At 64.4% G+C, this 18,669-nt stretch carries 19 protein-coding genes and 1 tRNA gene; 5 read left to right on the top strand and 15 right to left on the bottom strand.

Annotation, left to right across the window (positions count from 1 at the left end; genetic code table 11):
* Window positions 1-31: 31 nt before the first annotated feature.
* From BRA1417_RS0115370 to BRA1417_RS0115345, 6 genes are read right to left on the bottom strand one after another with little or no spacing between them, the layout of a single operon-like run.
* Window positions 32-439 (bottom strand): ribulose bisphosphate carboxylase small subunit, encoded by a 408-nt coding sequence (locus BRA1417_RS0115370; RefSeq protein WP_007594833.1) that lies wholly within the window; start codon window positions 437-439, stop codon window positions 32-34.
* Window positions 440-450: 11 nt separating this feature from the next.
* Entirely contained in the window at window positions 451-1,911 is a 1,461-nt protein-coding gene (locus BRA1417_RS0115365; RefSeq protein WP_027516500.1) for a form I ribulose bisphosphate carboxylase large subunit, read from the bottom strand.
* A 31-nt stretch (window positions 1,912-1,942) separates the two neighbouring features.
* On the bottom strand, window positions 1,943-3,028 hold the full coding sequence (gene fba / locus BRA1417_RS0115360) for a class II fructose-bisphosphate aldolase (RefSeq protein WP_027516499.1): 1,086 nt from the start codon (window positions 3,026-3,028) through the stop codon (window positions 1,943-1,945).
* A 14-nt stretch (window positions 3,029-3,042) separates the two neighbouring features.
* Window positions 3,043-5,064, bottom strand: a complete 2,022-nt coding sequence (gene tkt, locus BRA1417_RS0115355; protein ID WP_027516498.1) for a transketolase — start codon at window positions 5,062-5,064, stop codon at window positions 3,043-3,045.
* Window positions 5,065-5,080: 16 nt separating this feature from the next.
* On the bottom strand, window positions 5,081-5,956 hold the full coding sequence (locus BRA1417_RS0115350; RefSeq protein WP_027516497.1) for a phosphoribulokinase: 876 nt from the start codon (window positions 5,954-5,956) through the stop codon (window positions 5,081-5,083).
* A gap of 12 nt (window positions 5,957-5,968) precedes the next feature.
* Window positions 5,969-7,006, bottom strand: coding sequence for a class 1 fructose-bisphosphatase (locus BRA1417_RS0115345; RefSeq protein WP_027516496.1), 1,038 nt, complete (start codon window positions 7,004-7,006; stop codon window positions 5,969-5,971).
* Window positions 7,007-7,128: 122 nt separating this feature from the next.
* On the opposite strand from BRA1417_RS0115345, the gene BRA1417_RS0115340 reads away from it, so the two are divergent.
* Window positions 7,129-8,094: a LysR family transcriptional regulator gene (locus tag BRA1417_RS0115340; protein WP_027516495.1), complete on the top strand. Its 966-nt coding sequence runs from the start codon at window positions 7,129-7,131 to the stop codon at window positions 8,092-8,094.
* 257 nt (window positions 8,095-8,351) lie between these two features.
* Here BRA1417_RS0115340 and BRA1417_RS0115330 read toward each other — a convergent pair whose 3' ends face one another.
* The 6 genes from BRA1417_RS0115330 to BRA1417_RS0115305 all read right to left on the bottom strand — a co-directional run bounded on the left by BRA1417_RS0115330 (window position 8,352) and on the right by BRA1417_RS0115305 (window position 13,943).
* The gene (locus tag BRA1417_RS0115330) at window positions 8,352-8,561 is read right to left on the bottom strand and encodes a hypothetical protein (protein ID WP_027516494.1); all 210 of its coding nucleotides are present in this window, start codon (window positions 8,559-8,561) and stop codon (window positions 8,352-8,354) included.
* A 150-nt stretch (window positions 8,562-8,711) separates the two neighbouring features.
* Window positions 8,712-9,131: a hypothetical protein gene (locus BRA1417_RS0115325; protein ID WP_027516493.1), complete on the bottom strand. Its 420-nt coding sequence runs from the start codon at window positions 9,129-9,131 to the stop codon at window positions 8,712-8,714.
* Between the two features lie 139 nt (window positions 9,132-9,270).
* The gene (locus BRA1417_RS0115320; protein ID WP_027516492.1) at window positions 9,271-10,464 is read right to left on the bottom strand and encodes an MFS transporter; all 1,194 of its coding nucleotides are present in this window, start codon (window positions 10,462-10,464) and stop codon (window positions 9,271-9,273) included.
* A gap of 52 nt (window positions 10,465-10,516) precedes the next feature.
* The gene (locus BRA1417_RS0115315) at window positions 10,517-11,137 is read right to left on the bottom strand and encodes a TetR/AcrR family transcriptional regulator (RefSeq protein ID WP_035968551.1); all 621 of its coding nucleotides are present in this window, start codon (window positions 11,135-11,137) and stop codon (window positions 10,517-10,519) included.
* Window positions 11,138-12,332: 1,195 nt separating this feature from the next.
* Window positions 12,333-13,292: an N-carbamoyl-D-amino-acid hydrolase gene (locus tag BRA1417_RS0115310; protein WP_027516490.1), complete on the bottom strand. Its 960-nt coding sequence runs from the start codon at window positions 13,290-13,292 to the stop codon at window positions 12,333-12,335.
* 192 nt (window positions 13,293-13,484) lie between these two features.
* Window positions 13,485-13,943, bottom strand: a complete 459-nt coding sequence (locus tag BRA1417_RS0115305) for a hypothetical protein (RefSeq protein ID WP_027516489.1) — start codon at window positions 13,941-13,943, stop codon at window positions 13,485-13,487.
* A gap of 174 nt (window positions 13,944-14,117) precedes the next feature.
* Between BRA1417_RS0115305 and BRA1417_RS0115300 the strand changes: the two genes are divergently transcribed.
* The 3 genes from BRA1417_RS0115300 to BRA1417_RS0115285 all read left to right on the top strand — a co-directional run bounded on the left by BRA1417_RS0115300 (window position 14,118) and on the right by BRA1417_RS0115285 (window position 15,286).
* The gene (locus tag BRA1417_RS0115300) at window positions 14,118-14,378 is read left to right on the top strand and encodes a hypothetical protein (RefSeq protein ID WP_027516488.1); all 261 of its coding nucleotides are present in this window, start codon (window positions 14,118-14,120) and stop codon (window positions 14,376-14,378) included.
* A gap of 142 nt (window positions 14,379-14,520) precedes the next feature.
* Entirely contained in the window at window positions 14,521-14,745 is a 225-nt protein-coding gene (locus BRA1417_RS0115295) for a hypothetical protein (RefSeq protein WP_027516487.1), read from the top strand.
* A gap of 214 nt (window positions 14,746-14,959) precedes the next feature.
* Window positions 14,960-15,286 carry a hypothetical protein gene (locus BRA1417_RS0115285; RefSeq protein WP_027516486.1) on the top strand — a complete coding sequence of 109 codons (327 nt, stop codon included), beginning with the start codon at window positions 14,960-14,962 and terminating at the stop codon, window positions 15,284-15,286.
* A gap of 32 nt (window positions 15,287-15,318) precedes the next feature.
* Here the strand turns inward: BRA1417_RS0115285 and BRA1417_RS0115280 are convergent, their stop codons facing one another.
* From BRA1417_RS0115280 to BRA1417_RS0115265, 3 genes are all read right to left on the bottom strand, one after another.
* Window positions 15,319-16,293 (bottom strand): tripartite tricarboxylate transporter substrate binding protein, encoded by a 975-nt coding sequence (locus BRA1417_RS0115280; RefSeq protein ID WP_027516485.1) that lies wholly within the window; start codon window positions 16,291-16,293, stop codon window positions 15,319-15,321.
* A gap of 65 nt (window positions 16,294-16,358) precedes the next feature.
* Entirely contained in the window at window positions 16,359-17,201 is an 843-nt protein-coding gene (locus BRA1417_RS0115275; protein ID WP_027516484.1) for a hypothetical protein, read from the bottom strand.
* Window positions 17,202-17,533: 332 nt separating this feature from the next.
* Window positions 17,534-17,610 (bottom strand) — tRNA-Pro (locus BRA1417_RS0115265).
* A gap of 68 nt (window positions 17,611-17,678) precedes the next feature.
* On the opposite strand from BRA1417_RS0115265, the gene BRA1417_RS0115260 reads away from it, so the two are divergent.
* A complete protein-coding gene (locus tag BRA1417_RS0115260) occupies window positions 17,679-18,668 on the top strand; it encodes an L-threonylcarbamoyladenylate synthase (protein ID WP_027516483.1) in 990 nt (329 codons plus the stop codon).
* Window position 18,669 lies beyond the last annotated feature (1 nt).

The following is an 18,669-nucleotide window of genomic DNA, read 5'->3' as shown; positions in this document are numbered from 1 at the left end:
GCAGGGAGTGCTCCGCGCGGAGGAGAATGAATTAGGTTGGCGCGTGCGCGGGCTGCCGGCGCACGGTGGTGTAGCGAATCGCGCGTCCGCCCACCTCCTGCCGCACCAACTCGAACTCGGCCTCCTGCGGCGGGCGGTTGACGATGAACGAGATCCGCACCGATTCCCAGCCATGGCTGGAGTCGAAGCCGCTGAGACGGATGTAGCGGTCGCCATACACTCTGCGGCATTCGGCGAGCTCCATCATCACGCCGGCGGCGTCCTGGAGATCGAACATCGGCAGGCCCCACATCTCCCAATAGGTGTTGCGGGGATGCGGATCGTCGGTGAACTCGATGTTCACCGCCCAACCGTTGGTCAGGCAATACTGCACCTGCTTGGTGATCTGGTCGTCGGTCAGATCGGGCAGGAACGAGAAGCAGCCTTGGGTCAGCTTCATGTCAAATCTCCTCAAACGGTTTCGAGCGCTGTCGGCACGAAGTCGGGCGTGTCGGTGGATTCATAATTGAAGGAGACGTCCTTCCAGACCTCGAGCGCAGCTTTCAGCGGCGTGCAGGTCTCGGCCGCCCTGGCCAGGATCTCCGGACCTTCGTGGACATAGTCGCGGCCCTCGTTGCGGGCGAGGATCATCGCTTCCAGCGCCACGCGGTTGGCGATGGCGCCGGCCGCGATGCCCATAGGATGGCCGATGGTACCGCCGCCGAACTGCAGCACGACATCCTCGCCGAGCAGGTCGAGCAGCTGGTGCATCTGGCCGGCATGGATGCCGCCGGAGGCGACCGGCATCATCTTGTTCAGGCTCGCCCAGGACTGGTCGAAGAACAGGCCGTGTTCGAGCTTGGTCGGGTTGAAGTCTTCGCGGCAGACATCGTAATAGCCGCGCGTGGTGTTGGGATCGCCTTCGAGCTTGCCGACCACCGTGCCGGCATGGATGTGGTCGACGCCAGCAAGCCGCATCCACTTGGCGATGACGCGGAACGACACGCCATGGCTCTTCTGCCGCGTATAGGTCGAGTGACCGGCGCGATGCAGATGCAGGATCATGTCATTGCGCCGCGCCCATTTCGCCATCGACTGGATCGCGGTGTAGCCGATCACGAGGTCGATCATGACGATGCACGACCCGAGCTCCTTCGCGAACTCGGCGCGCTCGTACATGTCCTCCATCGTTCCCGCGGTGATGTTCAGGTAGGTGCCCTTCGCCTCACCGGAGGCCGCCTGCGCGCGGTTCACCGCCTCCATGCAATAGAGGAAGCGGTCGCGCCAGTGCATGAACGGCTGCGAGTTGATGTTCTCGTCATCCTTGGTGAAGTCGAGTCCACCTTTCAGCGCCTCGTAGACCACGCGACCGTAATTGCGGCCCGAGAGGCCGAGCTTGGGCTTAACGGTGGCGCCGAGCAGCGGCCTGCCGAACTTGTCGAGCCGCTCGCGCTCGACCACGATGCCGGTTGCCGGTCCCTGGAACGTCTTCACATAAGCGACCGGGAAGCGCATGTCCTCCAGCCGCAACGCTTTCAGCGGCTTGAAGCCGAACACGTTGCCAATGATCGAGGCCGAGAGGTTGGCGATCGAGCCAGGCTCGAACAGGTCGAGGTCATAGGCGATGTAGGCGAAATACGATCCCGGCGTGCCCGGCACCGGATCGACGCGGTAGCATTTCGCGCGATACTTCTCGGCGGCGGTCAAGCGATCGGTCCACACCACCGTCCAGGTCGCGGTCGAGGATTCGCCGGCGACTGCGGCCGACGCCTCGATCGGGTCGACGCCCTCTTGCGGCGTGACGCGGAACAGCGCGATGACATCGGTGTCCTTTGGCACGTAATCAGGCTCCCAATAGCCCATGCGCTTGTATTCCATCACGCCCGATCGATATCTTTCCTTGCCGCGGACGGTTCCTGCATGTGCATTCATGGCTCTCTCCTGCTCTTCTCTCTCTGAATGATTAGGCCGCGACGGGCTCGCGGGCGTCGATGCTGGGATCGAGTTCTCCGGCGCGGTAGCGCCGCGCCATCTCGCTCAAGGGAACGACCTTGATCCGGCTGGCGTGGCCAGCGGTGCCGAACTGCTCGAAGCGCTCGCGGCAGAGCTCGCGCATCGCATCCATGGCGGGCTTGAGGAATTTGCGCGGATCGAACTCCGAGCGCGTTTGCGCGGCGACCTTGCGGAACACCGCAGTCATCGCCAGCCGGCAGTCGGTGTCGATATTGACCTTGCGCACGCCGCTCTTGATGCCGCGGACGATTTCCTCGACCGGCACGCCCCAGGTCTGCGGCATCTCGCCGCCGAACTGGTTGAACATGTCCTGGAGCGGCTGCGGCACCGAGGACGAGCCGTGCATCACGAGATGCGTGTTCGGCAGCCGCCGGTGGATCTCCTCGACCACCCGCATCGCCAGAATGTCGCCATCCGGCTTGCGGCTGAACTTGTAGGCGCCGTGCGAGGTACCCATCGCGATCGCGAGCGCATCGACCTTAGTGGCGCGGACGAAGTCGACCGCCTGGTCGGGATCGGTCAGCAACTGATCGTGGCTGACCGTGCCTTCGACGCCGTGACCATCCTCCTGCTCGCCGCCGCCATGCTCAAGCGAGCCGAGCACGCCGAGCTCGCCTTCGACGGAGGCACCGACCCAATGGGCGAGATCGACGACGCGGCTGGTGATCGCAACGTTGTAGTCGTAGTCGGCCGCGGTCTTGGCATCGGCCTTGAGCGAGCCGTCCATCATCACCGAGGTGAAACCATGGGCGATAGCGGACGCGCAGGTCGCTTCGTCATTGCCATGGTCCTGGTGCATGCAGAGCGGGATGTCCGGATAGGTCCGCTCCAGCGCGTCGATCATGTGCGAGAGCATGAGGTCGCCGGCATAGCTGCGCGCGCCGCGCGAAGCCTGGATGATGACGGGCGCATCGACATCGGCCGCCGCCTGCATGATCGCGATACCCTGCTCCATGTTATTGATGTTGAACGCCGGCACCGCGTAACCGTGACTGGCGGCGTGGTCGAGCAGTTGGCGAAGGGTGATACGGGCCACGACAATTCCTCCTGTTATTGCTTGCCTGTGCGGGCCATCGCCCGCCGGGCGGCTTCCGCAACGCTTTGCGGCGTGATGCCGAATTCGCGGTAGAGCACCGGGGCCGGCGCCGAAGCACCGAAGCCGCGCATGCCGACGAATTCGCCCTCGGTGCCGATCCAGCGATGCCAATCGCCGGCGACTGCCGCCTCGATGCCGATCCGTGGCACAGTGCCGAGCACGGCAGCGCGGTAGTCCTCCGGCTGCTCCTCGAAGAACGCGAAGCAGGGTGCGGAGACCACGGCCGCGCGGACGTGCTCGGTGGCAAGCAGGCGGGCCGCTTCCAGCGCAATCGAGACTTCCGAACCCGTTGCGATGAGCGTCACGTCGCGGCCGCCGTCCGGCGAAACGATGAGGTAGGCGCCGCGTGCGACGCGGTTTCTGCCGCGCACATCGCTGCGGAAGGTCGGTAGGGCATGACGGGACAGGCACAGCACGGAGGGACGATTTTCAGCTTGGAGCGCGCAGTCCCATGCTTCCAGCGTCTCGACTGCGTCCGCCGGCCGGAACACAAGCAGGTTCGGAATGACGCGAAGCGCTGCGAGATGCTCAACCGGTTGGTGCGTGGGGCCGTCCTCACCGAGACCAATGGAGTCATGGGTCATCACATGAATGACGCGGATCCGCATCAAGGCCGCAAGGCGGATCGCCGGCCGGCTGTAATCGGAGAACGCGAGGAAGGTGCCGCCATAGGGAATGAAGCCCCCGTGCAGCGCGAGGCCGTTCATCGCGGCCGCCATGCCATGCTCGCGGATGCCGTAATGGATGTAATCGCCGGCGAACGCGTCGCGCTTGACCGGGGTCTGCGCCTTGGCATGCGTCAGGTTCGAATGCGTCAGGTCCGCCGAGCCACCGACAAATCCGGGAATCGTCCCTGCGATGCCGTCGAGCACCTGTTGCGACGCCTGCCGCGTCGCGAGCTTCGGACGCTCGGTGGCAAAGCGTTCGCGTAATTTCGCCGAGGCCTGGGCATAGGCGTTCGGCAGGGCAACCGCCTTGCCCTCGATAAACAGGTCGCGCTGCTCGGGCGTCGCGCGTTCGTAGCGATCGAGCCAGGCGAGACGCGCGACCTGCCCGCGTTGCCCGATCATCCGCCATGCTTTCTGGATCGTGACAGGCACCACGAAGGGCTGATAGTCCCAGCCGAGCGCTCGCCGCGCCGCGGCCGTCTGCTCGGTGCCGAGCGGCGCGCCATGTGCCTTCTCGGTGCCCTGACGATCCGGCGCGCCGTAACCGATGATGGTGCGGCAGGCGATCAACGACGGTCTTGCGCTCTCGCGCTCCTCCGCAATCGCCTGCGCAACTGCTTCGGGATCGTGCCCGTCGACACGGCGCACCGACCAGCCGGAGGCAGCGAAGCGCGCGAGCTGGTCGTCGGAGGTCGCAAGCGACGTCGGGCCATCGATGGAGATGCCGTTGTCGTCGAACAGCACGATCAGGCGGCCGAGCCCGAGATGGCCGGCGAGCGAAATCGCTTCCTGGCTGATGCCTTCCATCAGGCAGCCGTCGCCGGCAATGACGTACGTGAAATGATCGACGAGTTCGTCGCCATGCCGGGCATTGGCCATGCGCTCGGCGAGGGCCATGCCCACCGCGGTCGCAATCCCCTGCCCCAGCGGGCCGGTCGTGGTCTCGACGCCTGGCGTGTGGCCGTATTCCGGATGCCCCGGCGTCTTCGAGCCCCATTGCCTGAAGGCCTTGATGTCGTCGAGGCTGACGTCGCCGCCGGTGAGATGGAGCAGTGCATAGAGCAGCATCGAGCCGTGGCCCGCCGACAGCACGAAGCGATCACGGTCCGGCCAATGGGGATGGGCCGAGTCGAATTTCAGGAAGCGCGAGAACAGCACGGTGGCGACATCGGCCATGCCCATGGGGAGTCCGGGGTGGCCGGACTGCGAAGTCTCGATGGCGTCGACCGCGAGGAAGCGGACGGCGTTGGCGAGATCGCTGGGCGAGACCGGCGTGAGGTCGGCGTCGGCGTGGACGGAGATGTTCATCGGATCCTCCCCTTATTCACTTCAGGTTTCGCTTGCGCTCGATGAGCTGCATGATCAGCGGCGTCAGGATCAGCTGCATGGCAAGATCGAGTTTCGCGCCGGGGCACACGATCGAATTGGCACGCGACATCCAGCTTTGCGGCAGCATCGAGAGCAGGTAGGGGAAGTCGATGCCGCGCGGGTTCTTGAAGCGGATCACGACCATCGATTCGTCCGGCGTCGGGATCCAGCGCGCGATAAACGGATTGGAGGTGTCCACCGTCGGCACGCGCTGGAAGTTGATGTCGGTCTCGGAAAATTGCGGGCAGATGTAGTGGATGTAGTCGGGCATCCGCCGCAGAACTGTGTCGGTGACGGCCTCGGTCGAATAGCCTCGCGCACTGCGGTCGCGGTGCAGCTTCTGGATCCATTCGAGATTGATGACGGGCACGACGCCGATCTTGAGGTCGGCATAGCGCGCGACGTTGACCTTGTCGGTGACGACCGCGCCGTGCAGGCCCTCGTAAAACAGCAGGTCGGAGCTCTCCGGCAGCCGTTTCCATTCGGTGAAGGTGCCGGGTGCGGCACCATGCAGCGCGGATTCCTCGGCATCGTGGACGTAGTGCCGCGTCGTCGCCGTACCGGTCTCGCCATAGTCGCGGAACGCCCGCTCCAGCTCCTCGAACAGATTGGTCTCGGGGCTGAAATGGCTAAAATGCCTGTTGCCGCGATCGGCCTCCTTCGCCATCTGCGTGCGCATTTCCACGCGATCGTAACGATGGAAGGCGTCGCCTTCGATGTAGGCGGCGTTGACCTTCTCGCGGAAGAATATCTGTTCGAAAGTCTTCTTGACCGACGTGGTGCCGGCGCCGGAGGAGCCGGTGATGGAGATGATCGGATGCTTCCTGGACATCGGGCGCCTCTCTCACAGCCGGAAGAAGCCGCGCCGCGCGAACAGCGGTGCGGAGACGCTGGCGACCAGCAAGGGATCGCAATGCAGTTCCTCGACGCGCTGCACCTCGTTGCTCGAGCCCATGATCAGCGGCACGCGCTGATGCAGGCTCTGCGCCGAGAGCTCGAGGATGCGCTCGCGCCCGGTCGAAGCCGAGCCGCCAGCCTGCTCGACGATGTACGCCATCGGATGCGCCTCGTAGACGAGGCGCAGGCGGCCGTCGCCATAACCGGGCCGTGCATCGGAGGGATAGAGGAACACGCCACCGCGGGTGAGGATGCGATAGGCCTCGGCAACCAGCGAGCCGACCCAGCGCATGTTGAAATTGTGGTTGGCCTGCCCTTCCACACCGGCGAGGCATTCGTCGACGAAGGCGCGCACCGGCTGTTCCCAATGCCGGCGGTTCGAGGCGTTGATCGCGAACTCCTCGCAGGTCTCGGAGATCTGCACGGCGCTGCGCGCGAGACGGAAGCAACCGGACTTGCGGTCCAGCGTGAAGATATCGACGCCCTCGCCGAGCGTCAGCACCAGCGAGGTTTGCGGACCGTAGGTGACGAACCCCGCCGCGAGCTGCGCCGAGCCGCGCTGATGGAAGGCGAGCGCGAGATCGTCGGGCGCGGGCAGGATCGAGAAGATCGTGCCCACTGTCATGTTGATGTCGATGTTGGAGGAGCCGTCGAGCGGATCGATCGCGACGCAGATCTTGGCCTTGCGGTCGCCGATCTGCGGTTCGCGCATCTCCTCCGACGCCAGTGCCGCGATCGGGAGCTTGCCGAGACAGCGGCGCAGGATCGCATCCGCCTGCACGTCGAGATCGCGCTGGACGTCACCGTCGCTGTTGCGCCCGGTGGTCAGGCCGGAGGCGTCCGCAAGGTCTCCCGTGGCGATGAGATTGGCGATCTCGATCGCGGCCGCCGCGATGGCATCGACCGCGGCCGCTACGGCCAGAGCATGCGGCGCCGTCTCCGAATACCGCTGAAGGTGGTCGTCCAGCCTGAGTTGCCCGGTCATCTGCGTCCATCCCCTTTGCTGGTGCCGTATCCAGTTCCCTCCTCGCTGGAGGTCCGGTGCGGTCAGTGCCAACAACGACGAGATTGACAGGGGCGGCTTAATAAGGAAAATTTCTATTCATAATGAGCGCCAAAGAATTATCTTATAATGCCTCGGCCCAGCTCCGGCATCTGACGATCCGGCAGCTCCGCTCGCTCGCGGCGCTCGCGGCCAAGGGCAGCGTCACGGCAGCCTCGACCCAGCTCGGCCTGACGCAGCCGGCCGTGACCCAGCAACTGCGCCAGCTTCAGGATCTCGCCGGCCTGCCGCTGCTGCAGCGGACCGGCGAGGGCATGCTGCTGACGGAGGCGGGCAAGGAGGTGCTGACCCTGGCCGAGCGCGTCGAAGCTGCGATCGCCGACTGCCAGGGCGCGCTCGACCTGCTTGCGGGGCGAACCGGCGGCACGGTGCATCTCGGCGCGGTCTCGACCGCAAAATATTTCGTGCCGCACGCGATCGCGGCATTCTCGAAGCGGTATCCGAAGATCGAGCTCAAGCTCACGGTCGGCAATCGCGAGGAGATCCGCGAGGCCATGCACGGCTACGACCTCGACTTCGCAGTGATGGGTCGGCCACCGGCCGACGTCAGCGTCGACGTCCGGCAGCTCGGGCGCAATCCGCACATCATCGTCGCGCGGAAGGGGCACTGGCTGGAGAAGGATTCCGGCCTCAACCTCACCGACCTCGTGCATGAGACCTTCCTCACTCGCGAGCCCGGCTCGGGCACGCGGACACTGATGGAAGGCATGTTCCAGAGGTCGGATCTCGAGCCGATCATCGGCATGGAGATGAGCAGCAACGAGACCATCAAGCAGGCTGTCATCGCCGGGCTCGGCATCGCCTTCATCTCGGCCCACACCGTGGCGCACGAGCTCACCGAGGGCCGGCTCATCGTGCTCGACGTCGCGGGGCTGCCGATCGTGCGGCAATGGTACGTGATCCGCCGCAGCGACAAGGTGCTGTTGCCGCCGGCGCAGGCGATGTTCGATTTCTTGGGATCGGAGGGATCGAACTATCTGCCCGAATTGCCCGAATTCGGCGCGCGATAGTCCGCCGAAATTCAGCCCATCAGCTTCATCGCGACCGTGGCCGCGAGAATGACGATGATCTGGAGCAGGCGCTCGGTCGTGAAGATGCGGTTGAAGGTGGTCATCGCTTGCCCCCGCCGAATTGGGATGTCTCGGTCGGGACGTTGCTAGCACAGGCGGGCGTCGAGAGAACTCCGTAATCGCCCCGTGGTCTCCGTACACGACCCGATGACCGCCCCTTCGGCGGGCCTGCGCAAGGCCGCGCCGATGGTTAACGATCAGGCCGGACGGGTAGCAGCGTAATCCATCCGCGCGGCGAAATAGGATTCCAGCTCCAGCAGCGCCCGCGCTTCCCAATCTCTCGCCTGCTCGAGCAGCGACCAGCTCTGGCCCGGGCGGAATGCAGCGGTCTGGCGATAGAGCGATGCGATTCCGCGGTAGCGGCGCACGTTCTCCAAGATGGCGTGACCGGTGACTTGACCGGTTATTTGGCCGTTCATGTCCGAAAACTCCCTCGTCATTCCCGGGGGAGAAATTGCGGCCAAATCTTTTTTGAAAAGTTAGCGCCGCGCGGCAAGCGCGCGAATGGTTTCCGGACTGTTGCCCGCGCGCAACGTGCGCGGCCGTACAAGGCCGATCTATTGCGAATTCGTTGCCGCGCTCTCGCTTCCTCGCTGCAACCCGCCGCGGCTGATGATCGCCATCGTCGCGCGGCAGAGATCGGCAAGGCCGATCACCAGCACGGCGAGCAGGCAGAACAGCTTGATGGAATCGGCATGCGCGCTGGTCAGCGAATTGAACTCGAAGAAGGGCGGCATGAACGCCCACCACACCAGCGGAATGGTGAGCACCGCGGCGAACGCCGCCGCCGGTGCGCCCGCGACGAGACCGAGCACGAACAGGCTGGGCAGGAACGCCGCGAAATAGAGTTTTGCGCCGAGTGCGACACAGGCGCCCTGGAGCGCAGCCGACATTACGACAATGACGAATCCAAGCAGAAACGCCTGCCACGACCACGGTCGTACCCGCGGTACGCCAACCAGCCCCGCACGCCTCATCAGCCTCCCCCTGCCGCCCGTTAACCAGGCTCGCTTGCGACCAAAGTACTACAGCGGCAGGGAAACTGCGAGGTGGAAATTGCCGGCCGGACGGCCTTGGTAAACGGGCCGAACCGCACAATCTGGACCACCGCGGCCCCTACTCGGTGGCCGCATAGACCAGGCCTGCGACGGGTAGCGCGAGGCCAATGGCCGATGCGAGCGTCCAGCCGCCTTGCGCAAATGCCCAGGCGCCGACCGCCGAGCCCGCCGCGCCCGCGGTGAAGAACGTCGCCATGTAGAGGCCGTTGAGGCGGCTGCGGTGCTCATGCCCCAACGCGAAGATCGCGCGGAAGCCGAGCACGACGTTGCCCTGCACGCCGATGTCGATCGCGATCGCGGCGACGACCAGGCAGGCGAGGTTCAGCACCGATCCGGGCGCGCCGACATGCGTGATCAGGAAGCCTACGGCCGCGAGCAGCAGCGCGACCAGGGTTGCCATGCGGCTGTGGCCGCGATCGGCAAGCCGCCCCGCGATCGGCGCCGCGAACACGCCGGCGACACCGGCAAGCGCGAACAGCGCGATGCCGCGCTGGCTGAAGCCGAACTCGCTCGCGAGCAGCAGCGGCGTCACGGTCCAGAACAGGCTGAAGGCGCCGAACAGGCTGGCCTGGTACAGCGCGCGGCGGCGCAGCAGCGGCGTGGTCCGCACCAGATGCGGCATCGACAGTAGCAACTCGCCGTAATGCATCCGCGCGACCGGCTTGCGCTTCGGCAGCGTCATCCAGAGCACGGCTGCGAGCACGATCATCAGCGCGGCCGAGCAGAAGAACACCGCGTGCCACGACAGCATCGCCGTGACGAAGCTCGACACCGGCCGCGCCAGCATGATGCCGAGCATCAAGCCGGTCGAGACGTTGCCGACGACACGGCCGCGAATGGCTGCCGGCGCAAGGTGCGCCGCATAGGGAATGATGATCTGCACCGCGACCGAGCCGAGCCCGATGAACAGCGCGGCGATCAGGAACGGCAGCGCGTGGGACGCTGCCCCCGCGGCAAGCAGGGCTGCCGCGCCGAGCGTGATGACGGAGCAGATGAGGGTGCGGTTCTCGACCAGGTCGCCGAGCGGCACGATAAAGAGAAGCCCCACGCCGTAGCCGATCTGCGTCATGGTGACGATCAGTCCCGCCGCTTCATGCGACAGGCCGAGCGCGGCGCTGATCGGGGCGATCAGCGGCTGAGCGTAATAGATGTTGGCGGCGACCATGCCACAGGCCGCGGCAAGCACGAAGGTCAGGCGCTGCGACACCGCATCCGGCTCGGGGGCTGTCTCGATCGTGGCATTCATCGTCATTCACATAGTCTCCAGATATAGGAAACGCTTGCTTCCTAATATGACAAAAAATTCAGGCGAGCAGCTTCATCGCGACGGCGACCAGGCGCTTGGCGTCGAGCGAAAGGCGCGCCTTGCCGACGACGCGCAGACCCTGCGTGATGCAGATCATCAGCCGCGCGGTGTCGTCGGCGGCCACATGGCGGGGTATAGAGCCGTCGGCCTGCCCCTCGCGAATGAGGCCAGCGATGAAGCCTTCGTTGGTCTCGAGCCGCGCGCTGACGAGGGCGGCCACCACCGGATCGACCGCGCACAACTCGACTGCGCTGCCGACCACGAGACAGCCGCGCCGCCCCTCGCTGCCCTGGGAATGCTCTACGTAGGACAGCAGCAGGTTGCGCAGCCGCTCGCGGCCATTGGCGCCTTTCGCCGCGGCGCTACGCGTCTGCTCCTGGCGCAGAGCGACGTAGCGCTCGAAGGCGGCGAGAAACACCGCATGCTTGTCGCGGAACGCCTTGTAGACGCTGCCGGTCGCCAGCCGCATCGCCGCGGTGAGATCGCCGATCGAGGTCGCATGATAACCGCGCTCGGAAAACACGCGCACGGCCCTGTCGAGGGCAATGTCCATGTCGAACTCGCGGGGACGGCCGGGCGGACGGGCAAGGGGTTGGGATTTGCGGGCGGCTTTTTGCATTGCGGGATAATAGGGAATGATTGTTTCCGAATAAAGACACTTGGTTGTGATTGGGGCGGTGGGTCAGACTGATGGCCACCAACTCCGGCGTCGTCCTGGCGAAGGCCAGGACCCATGACCCCAGGGAGGAGTTTGGCGGACATTCTCTCTAGATCGTCATTGCGAGCGCAGCGACTTGTCCGCCGAAGCTTTAGCGAAGGCGGAAGCAAGAATCCCTCCGCGGCGGCAGACTGGATTGCTTCGCTGCGCTCGCAATGACGGAGTATGAGGTGACGGCTTCGTCCTCCCAGCACCACTGTCATTCCCCGCGAAAGCGGGGAATCCAGTACGCCGCGGCTTCTCGGTTCAATCATAACTGTCTCGGAATACTGGTTCGCCCGGTCAAGCCGGGCGATGACAGGGAGTGTGTAGCCGCAGACACAGCTTCGCATCCTCGCGGCGCGTTTCGCCCGAGCTTTGCTTCGTTCACTCCACCCTCTATTCCAAGAGGGCGCAGGGAAAGCCGGGTGCCGGCTGGCACCCGCGGTCCGCTGCGCGAAGATGTAGCGCAAGGAAACCGCACAGCAGCATACAGGTGTAGCCAATCACTCGGCCTTCCCTGCGCGATGGTTGGACGGCTTATGCCGTGCTCTCCCGGGAGCCGAGTTCCTTTTGGCCTCCCTCACTCTCACAGAAGTCGCCGACACTGCGCCGGTTGACGCAGATGCCGCATCCGCAAGAGCTTGACCGTAGCAACGACGGCCAGGACCACACGATTTTGCCGTACGCACGGCCCGCCATTTCGCCGCAGTTTTTCCAGCCCTGTCGACGGAGCCGGAAACCTACAGACGAGACGAAGCCTAGCAGCGCCGCTCGTCGGCACGAAGTTTTGGGCTCACGGAGAGCAATCCGCCCTGCCCTTGGCCTCTCGCACCCGAACGCTGCCGCGTCCACCGCAAGCCCGGCTCGCGAACGTGACGACCACAAGATCGCCCCTCAAGGATGAGCCGGGATGGGCGACACATACGCCAATTCCGAATTTCGGTAAAGTGGAATATATTCGCGCAGACGGATTGACAGCCCTGCAGGTGTTTTGCCCGTCGGGCAGTGAGGCGCTCGGCATCAAGTCACAAGCTCGACCGTCGTCCCGGCCTGGTGCGCAATTGCGCACCAGGCCGGGACGACAGCGGTGGGTGTGCCGACAGAGAAAGAAGCATCACCGCTTCGGCGGCACCGGCGTTCCGTCCGCCATGAGTGTCACGCCCTTCCGTTCGACAATCATGCCGTAGGCCTGCGGCTGACGGTGAACGTCGAAATTGAACGTGGTGCGCTTGTAGGAGTTGCAGAGATCGAGATCGCAGCGAGCGAGCGCGATCTCGTCGCCCTTGGTCGTACATCGCGCGATGATCTCGCCCGAGGTCGCGATGATGCAGCTTCCGCCGATGTGGTCGACGCCCTCCTCCACACCCGCCTTGGCGACGCCGACGACGAACGTGCCGTTCTGGTAGGCGCCGGCCTGCATCACCAGATGATTGTGGAACAGCGAGAGATCGTCATGCTCGGGTGCGGGCGGATTGTGCACCGGCGTGTTGTAGCCGATCATCACCATCTCGACGCCCTGCAGGCCCATCACCCGGTAGGTCTCGCTCCAGCGGCGATCATTGCAGATCGCCATCCCCATCACGCCGCCAAAGGCCTCGGTCACGCCAAAGCCATCGCCGGGCTCGAAATAGCGCTTTTCCAGATGCTGGAATTCGCGCCAGGGCTCGTGCTCGGCATGCCCCGGCAGATGAACCTTGCGATATCTGGCGACGATGGCGCCGCTCTTCTCGATCAGGATGGAGGTGTTGTAGCGCCGGACAATTCCGGCCTCGACCGTCAGCTCGGCATAGCCAAGGTAAAATCCGATGCCGATCTCGCGCGCGAGATCGAACAGGCCTCTCGTCTCCGGCCCCGGCATCTCGCGCTCGAAGAAGCTGTCGATCTCCGCCTGGTCCTCGAAATACCAGCGCGGAAAGAACGTGGTCAGCGCCAGCTCGGGGTAGACGATCAGGTCACAGCCGTTGGCGTGCGCCTGGCGCATCAAGGCCATCAGGCGCGCCACGACGGCGGTTCTCGCCTCGGTCCGCGCGACAGGGCCAAGCTGGCCAGCCGCGATCGTCACAAATCTCGCCACGAATCTTTCCCTCTTCTGCTTCCCGGGTCAGGTCGCGGCAGAGACTATCGTGCGATGCGTCGCGCGCACAGCCTCGCTGTCCGGCACGGGTGCCCAACCGAGAGGCAGCCCGATCGTCACGTGGGAAGCGCCGAGGATGAATTGCGATTGACCGCATCCAGGTCGCGCGAAAACACCCTCACGGAGCGCCGCTCACCATTCTGCGGCGACGGGCTCGTTGAAGAACTGACCGCGTTCCGCCATGCGCGACGGCTGGCGGCGACGATGCCGCTCCGCAACGCGCTTGTTCGGAGCGGCCGCCTTGGCCTGCCTGGGCTCCGCGGCCTTGGACTCCAAAGCCTTGGAGTCCGAAGCCTTCTCCGCGGCGGGCTGCGCCGCCATCGCAAATGCCTGGCGCGCACCTTCCGGCGCGGCCGGCGCCGCCGCGTCCGGTGTCGATGACGCCACAGTTTTGGTCAACGGAATCTGTCGCACGTTGGTGTCGAAGACGATCTTCTCCGGCCATGTCTGCGCAGAATGAATTCGGACGATCGAGAGGTCCGGCCCGGTTTCGGCAGCGGCGCTCACGGGACCAGCCATGTAGTAATCAGCAAGGTACAGGACGGCGAGCAGAGCGCCGCCGGTGAAGACGAAATAGCGGATGAGCGGCATGGGTCCCTCGATCGCCTCGTTGTCGAGGCCCCTGCAGCAACGGGAAAGAGTGGCAATCGTTCCGGTGCGCCGTCGCGCAATTGCGGGAGATCAGCCGGTCACTGGCATTCTGCTTGCTGGACGGCAGTCAAATCCCTCAGACCCGCAGTGGGTCTGTTTCATCGTGAGGCGATCATGCACCCGACGTCCCGTTTCGAAGCGACCATGCCAACCCAGCTCCACGCATTGATCTCCGATCTGCGCTGGCGCATGCGAATGATCGACGCCGACATTCTGGAGGAAGAACGGAAAGCCGGAATCTCCGATCCCCAGAACGTCGCCTACCCCATGCTCGCGCAGAACCTGCGGGCCCGGCGCGACAATATTCGGGTGAGCATCGCCATTCTCGAAAGCCGGCTTGAAAAGCAATCGACCGAGTGGCCGCGCGCGGCCTGATACGCGCGATGGCCGGTCAGCGCGAAGGAACTCGCGTTGCCGATCTGCAACGGTTCCCGTCCGTCTGAAGCCGGACAAAAGAAACTCCCATTGCGGCCACGAACCCCTCTCACAACGCCGTGAGACGAGCAGGGGAACGACGATGCGTGCGCAAAGAGTCTGGGTGGTGAATGGGGCCGCCAGCGTCGAACAATTGCAAACCAGATTGGACGATCTGAACAAGCGGCTTGCTCAACTCGAGACCCAGCACCCCGAGAGCTGGAAAGTCGAAGAGCTCAGATCGAGCGCACTCAGCCTGTCGCGCGAGATCGACGACATCCGCTGCGCCGAGGCGACGGCGGCGCTGAGCGAGCTGCTGCGGAAATAGCCGGCGTTCGCCCGTCGCGGCAGGAACCAACGTCGCCTCCCCGCCATTGCCATGCCGAGCATGGAGCAGAATCATGACCAGGCACCTGACGCGGACCGATCTCGCGCGCGGCGTGGCCGGCGCGGTATCCACGCTGGTCCTGTGCGCGACGATGGCGTTCACCATCGCGCGCCACTTCGCGTGGTAAGGCATTTGGCGCTGTGAGGTATTTGCGATGACATCCGACCCCGAGGAATCGGTCAGGCTGCAAGGCTACGGCGAGATGACCCTGCGTACGGCCGTCACGACGATGATGTTGCTGGCACCGCGCGAGCGCGCGGACGCCGCCATCTTCCGCGTCCGCGACGGCGTGCGGCTCGCCTCAAGCGAGATCGCCGAACTCGCCTCGGAATGGGGCATCAAGCCAGCGCCCGAGATCAGGTCTCCGAAACTCGTCCCGGAGCAACATTGGTCCCACGTCGTACGCGGCATGGTGCGTGAGGCGCCGCTGCCCGCGCTGATGATTGCGTTCATGATCGGCGTGCTGGTGGCGCGGCGGTAGATCGCCCGACAACGGCCGGCGATAGCAGCTAATTACTTCTGCTCGTTCTCGCGCATGGCCTCGGCGTAAGGACGCAACGCCTCGGACATGTCGTCGAGGCGTTTTTGCCACGCATTCCCAGGCATGAAGGAGATCACCGGCTCGTCGCCGGGCGAGCCTGTCAGGTACTCTGGATTACGCAGGCCTGCGGCAATCCCGGCTTCCAGCTTCTTGACGATGTCATCCGGCACGCCCTTCGGGACCGCGAAACCGCGCTCTGCCGTCGACGTGACCGGAAAGCCCACCTCCTCTGCGGTCGGCACATCGGGCAGCGATGCAAAGCGCTTCTTCGACAGGATCGCGATGACGCGCAGCGGGCCCTTGTTGCTGCCATGTAATTCGGGAATCTCGCTGAGACTGACCATCCCGACTTCCAGATGCCCGCCGAGCAGATCGGTCCTCTGTGCGGCCGTTCCCCTGTAGGAGATTTCGTTGGGCTCCACCTTCGCGGCTGCGGCGAGCATGCGAATGGCCAGATGACCGTTCGTGCCAGCACCATTGTGTCCAAACGTCACCGAGCCCGGCTTGCCGCGTAGTGCGGCAATGACGTCCGGCAGATTGTTGAACCTGCTGTCCGCGGGCACTACGACTACGTTCGGATCCTCGACCAGCCGCGCGACCAGCCGAATTTCGTCCGTGGTGTATTGGGTTTTGCGCGTCATCGGCAGAAAGTTGTAGCCCGGGACGTTGACGACGCCGATCGAATAGGCGTCGGGCGCCGCGCGCGCGATCGAGGCAAACGCGATCTCTCCACCGGCCCCAGGCTTGTTCAGGACGACAAACTTCGCCTTGCCGCCCAGCGCGCGCTCGACGAAGGGAAGAAGCTTGCGAGCCATGACATCGGTACCGCCGCCGGGCGCAAAGCCGACGACGACTTCGATTGGCTTGTCCTCCGGCCACGCGGCCCATGCCGATCCGCAAGCAGTGAAGCCAAAAGCTGCAACGAGCGCGATGATTTTCTCGTTCATGATTTCCTGCCCTGTTTTTTGTTATTGGCCGATTGCGCGGATCGCGTGCGCAACCGACTATGCACTCATCTAGCCGCTGGAATGGCGGGCTGACAACGGGTTATCTCCGCGCAGGGATCGACGGAGCGCAGCACTAAAATCCGAGAGCTGTAGTCGAAGGTTTTTGCTTGGCAGGCGGTGTCCAGTGCCGCCTGGAAGAGATCAGCCCGGGTCAGGGCCGTCATAGCGATCATCTCGTGCAAGTCAGTGATCAGCCCGAACAAAAAAGAATCTAGATCCGGAACTTGCAGGTTCTTACAGATGAGCGGACGGTAGGTCATGAGCATCTCGCGGAGGGCTTCTGGCGAAATCTTCAAATGGGATCCGACAGCAACAATTTGAGCAGCCCGAATGATAGGATTTGCGGCGAACCAAGGCCAAGGCTCAGTATCGGCAGCTAAGACCTCAAGAAATCTTGGAAGTGTCGTGATCTCCCGAATGGCCGGTAGCAAATCGGACAGTTGATTCGCGATGTATTCGGTTCGTCTTCCGATATCAGCGGAAACAGGGACGCGTGAATTAAGTTGCTTGGTCGCAATATTCACGCGTTCCAAGCTAAAATTCATCATGCATCCGATATGGTTATTTTGGGATGCCAGCCAAACTCGAAAATTAGGATGTCCGTATTTCGACAGTGCTGCCAACGAAAAGCTCTCTGCGACAGGCGCCCGAAAGCCGAACTTTCCAAGCAAGTATGTGTGACGGTTGATATCCGATCCGAGATACAGAAAGTGCTCCACTTCCGAAGAACCAAACGTACCTCTGTAAACAGCGGGGCGGTGAATGTCCGCCCATTCGTCTACATCCACCTGCACAGCAGTGTACTCGGCGAGAACAACTGAGCGATCGATGAGTTCGCGACCAGCCATGGAGCATTCTTCTGGAATTTAACGGCACGCGCAGACATAACGGATATGCACGAGAGTTCCATCGAATTGCATGAACGCGGCATTCGCCGGGCATCGTTCGAAAGCCTCGTGTCGATCCTTGCTTGGCACTTTGATCGGCTCGCCGGGGGCTGACCTACAGCAGAACGCCGGACCATCGATGCCGGCAAATCAGAAGCCGTGCCGCTGCGGCAGGCCGCCTGCCGACCCAAATCGGCCGTGGACCTGCGCCCTAATTCGTTGCAATAAGGCGCTTCCGAGGCCCCGGCGGCCGGTCCGCCGAGCCTCTAGAAAAACGTCGACTTTTGGAAGAATGGTCGGAGTGGCAGGATTCGAACCTGCGACCCCTGCGTCCCGAACGCAGTGCTCTACCGGGCTGAGCCACACTCCGACAAGAGGCCGGCTTATAGCGTCGGGTTTGGCGCACCGCAAGCGGCCGAGCTGAGGAATCTTATCCCTGTGAAAACGGGTCTTGAAACGCTGATTTTACCGGCCGGCGAGGCCGGCGCGGAAGCCGCCGCCCGGACATTGGCCGCCGGCGGGCTGGTCGCGTTCCCGACCGAGACGGTCTATGGGCTCGGGGCGGATGCCGGAAATGCCAGCGCGATCGCCCATCTTTACGCCGCCAAGGGGCGACCGTCGTTCAATCCGCTGATCGCGCATGTCGCCGACCTCGCGGCCGCGCGGCGGATCGGGCGATTCGACGCCTGCGCCTTGCGCCTCGCGGAGGCGTTCTGGCCGGGGCCGCTGACGCTGGTGGTGCCGAAGACGGAAAACTGCCCGGTGGCCGAGCTTGCGACCGCGGGCCTCGACACGGTCGCGATCCGCATTCCGGCCCATCCGGTGGCGCAGGCGATCCTGCGCGCCTTTGGCGGGGCTGTGGTGGCGCCGTCCGCCAACCTCTCCGGCCACGTCTCTCCGACGCTGGCCGCCCATGTCGAGGGCGACCTTGCGGGGCGGATCGACCTGATCGTCGATGGCGGGCCGGTTACGGTCGGCGTCGAATCGACCATCGTCGGCTGCTTTGCGGCGCCGATGCTGCTGCGGCCCGGCGGGCTGTCACGCGAGCGGATCGAGGCCGTACTCGGTGCACCGCTGGCGCGTCTGCCCGCAGAGACCGACATCGACGACAGCCAGCCGCTGGCGCCGGGCATGCTGGCCTCGCATTACGCGCCGCGCGCCAATGTGCGGCTCAATGCGCAGGATATCGCGCCCGGCGAAGCGCTGCTGGCGTTCGGCCCCGCGCGCCTGCCCGGACTGGAGGCCGCCACCGCGGTCATGAATTTGTCGCCCAGCGGCGATCTCGATGAAGCCGCCGCCAATCTGTTCGGCTATCTTCGCGCCCTCGATGCCGGGAGCCCGCGGGCGATCGCGGTGATGGCGATCCCCGAACAGGATCTGGGCGAAGCGATCAACGACCGGCTGCGCCGGGCGGCGGTCGCGCGATAAG

The sequence above is a fragment of the Bradyrhizobium sp. WSM1417 genome (genome assembly GCF_000515415.1).
GTDB lineage: Bacteria > Pseudomonadota > Alphaproteobacteria > Rhizobiales > Xanthobacteraceae > Bradyrhizobium.
The sequence above is the reverse complement of the archived record's forward strand: the minus strand, read 5'-3'. Positions and strand labels throughout refer to the sequence as shown.

Coding starts and splice junctions, on each gene's coding strand:
- BRA1417_RS0115370 (WP_007594833.1), bottom strand. CDS start 439: ATGAAGCTGACCCAAGGCTGCTTCTCGTTCCTGCCCGATCTGACCGAC.
- BRA1417_RS0115365 (WP_027516500.1), bottom strand. CDS start 1,911: ATGAATGCACATGCAGGAACCGTCCGCGGCAAGGAAAGATATCGATCG.
- tkt (WP_027516498.1), bottom strand. CDS start 5,064: ATGAACATCTCCGTCCACGCCGACGCCGACCTCACGCCGGTCTCGCCC.
- BRA1417_RS0115350 (WP_027516497.1), bottom strand. CDS start 5,956: ATGTCCAGGAAGCATCCGATCATCTCCATCACCGGCTCCTCCGGCGCC.
- BRA1417_RS0115345 (WP_027516496.1), bottom strand. CDS start 7,006: ATGACCGGGCAACTCAGGCTGGACGACCACCTTCAGCGGTATTCGGAG.
- BRA1417_RS0115340 (WP_027516495.1), top strand. CDS start 7,129: ATGAGCGCCAAAGAATTATCTTATAATGCCTCGGCCCAGCTCCGGCAT.
- BRA1417_RS0115325 (WP_027516493.1), bottom strand. CDS start 9,131: ATGAGGCGTGCGGGGCTGGTTGGCGTACCGCGGGTACGACCGTGGTCG.
- BRA1417_RS0115320 (WP_027516492.1), bottom strand. CDS start 10,464: ATGACGATGAATGCCACGATCGAGACAGCCCCCGAGCCGGATGCGGTG.
- BRA1417_RS0115315 (WP_035968551.1), bottom strand. CDS start 11,137: ATGCAAAAAGCCGCCCGCAAATCCCAACCCCTTGCCCGTCCGCCCGGC.
- BRA1417_RS0115305 (WP_027516489.1), bottom strand. CDS start 13,943: ATGCCGCTCATCCGCTATTTCGTCTTCACCGGCGGCGCTCTGCTCGCC.
- BRA1417_RS0115300 (WP_027516488.1), top strand. CDS start 14,118: ATGCACCCGACGTCCCGTTTCGAAGCGACCATGCCAACCCAGCTCCAC.
- BRA1417_RS0115295 (WP_027516487.1), top strand. CDS start 14,521: ATGCGTGCGCAAAGAGTCTGGGTGGTGAATGGGGCCGCCAGCGTCGAA.
- BRA1417_RS0115285 (WP_027516486.1), top strand. CDS start 14,960: ATGACATCCGACCCCGAGGAATCGGTCAGGCTGCAAGGCTACGGCGAG.
- BRA1417_RS0115280 (WP_027516485.1), bottom strand. CDS start 16,293: ATGAACGAGAAAATCATCGCGCTCGTTGCAGCTTTTGGCTTCACTGCT.
- BRA1417_RS0115275 (WP_027516484.1), bottom strand. CDS start 17,201: ATGGCTGGTCGCGAACTCATCGATCGCTCAGTTGTTCTCGCCGAGTAC.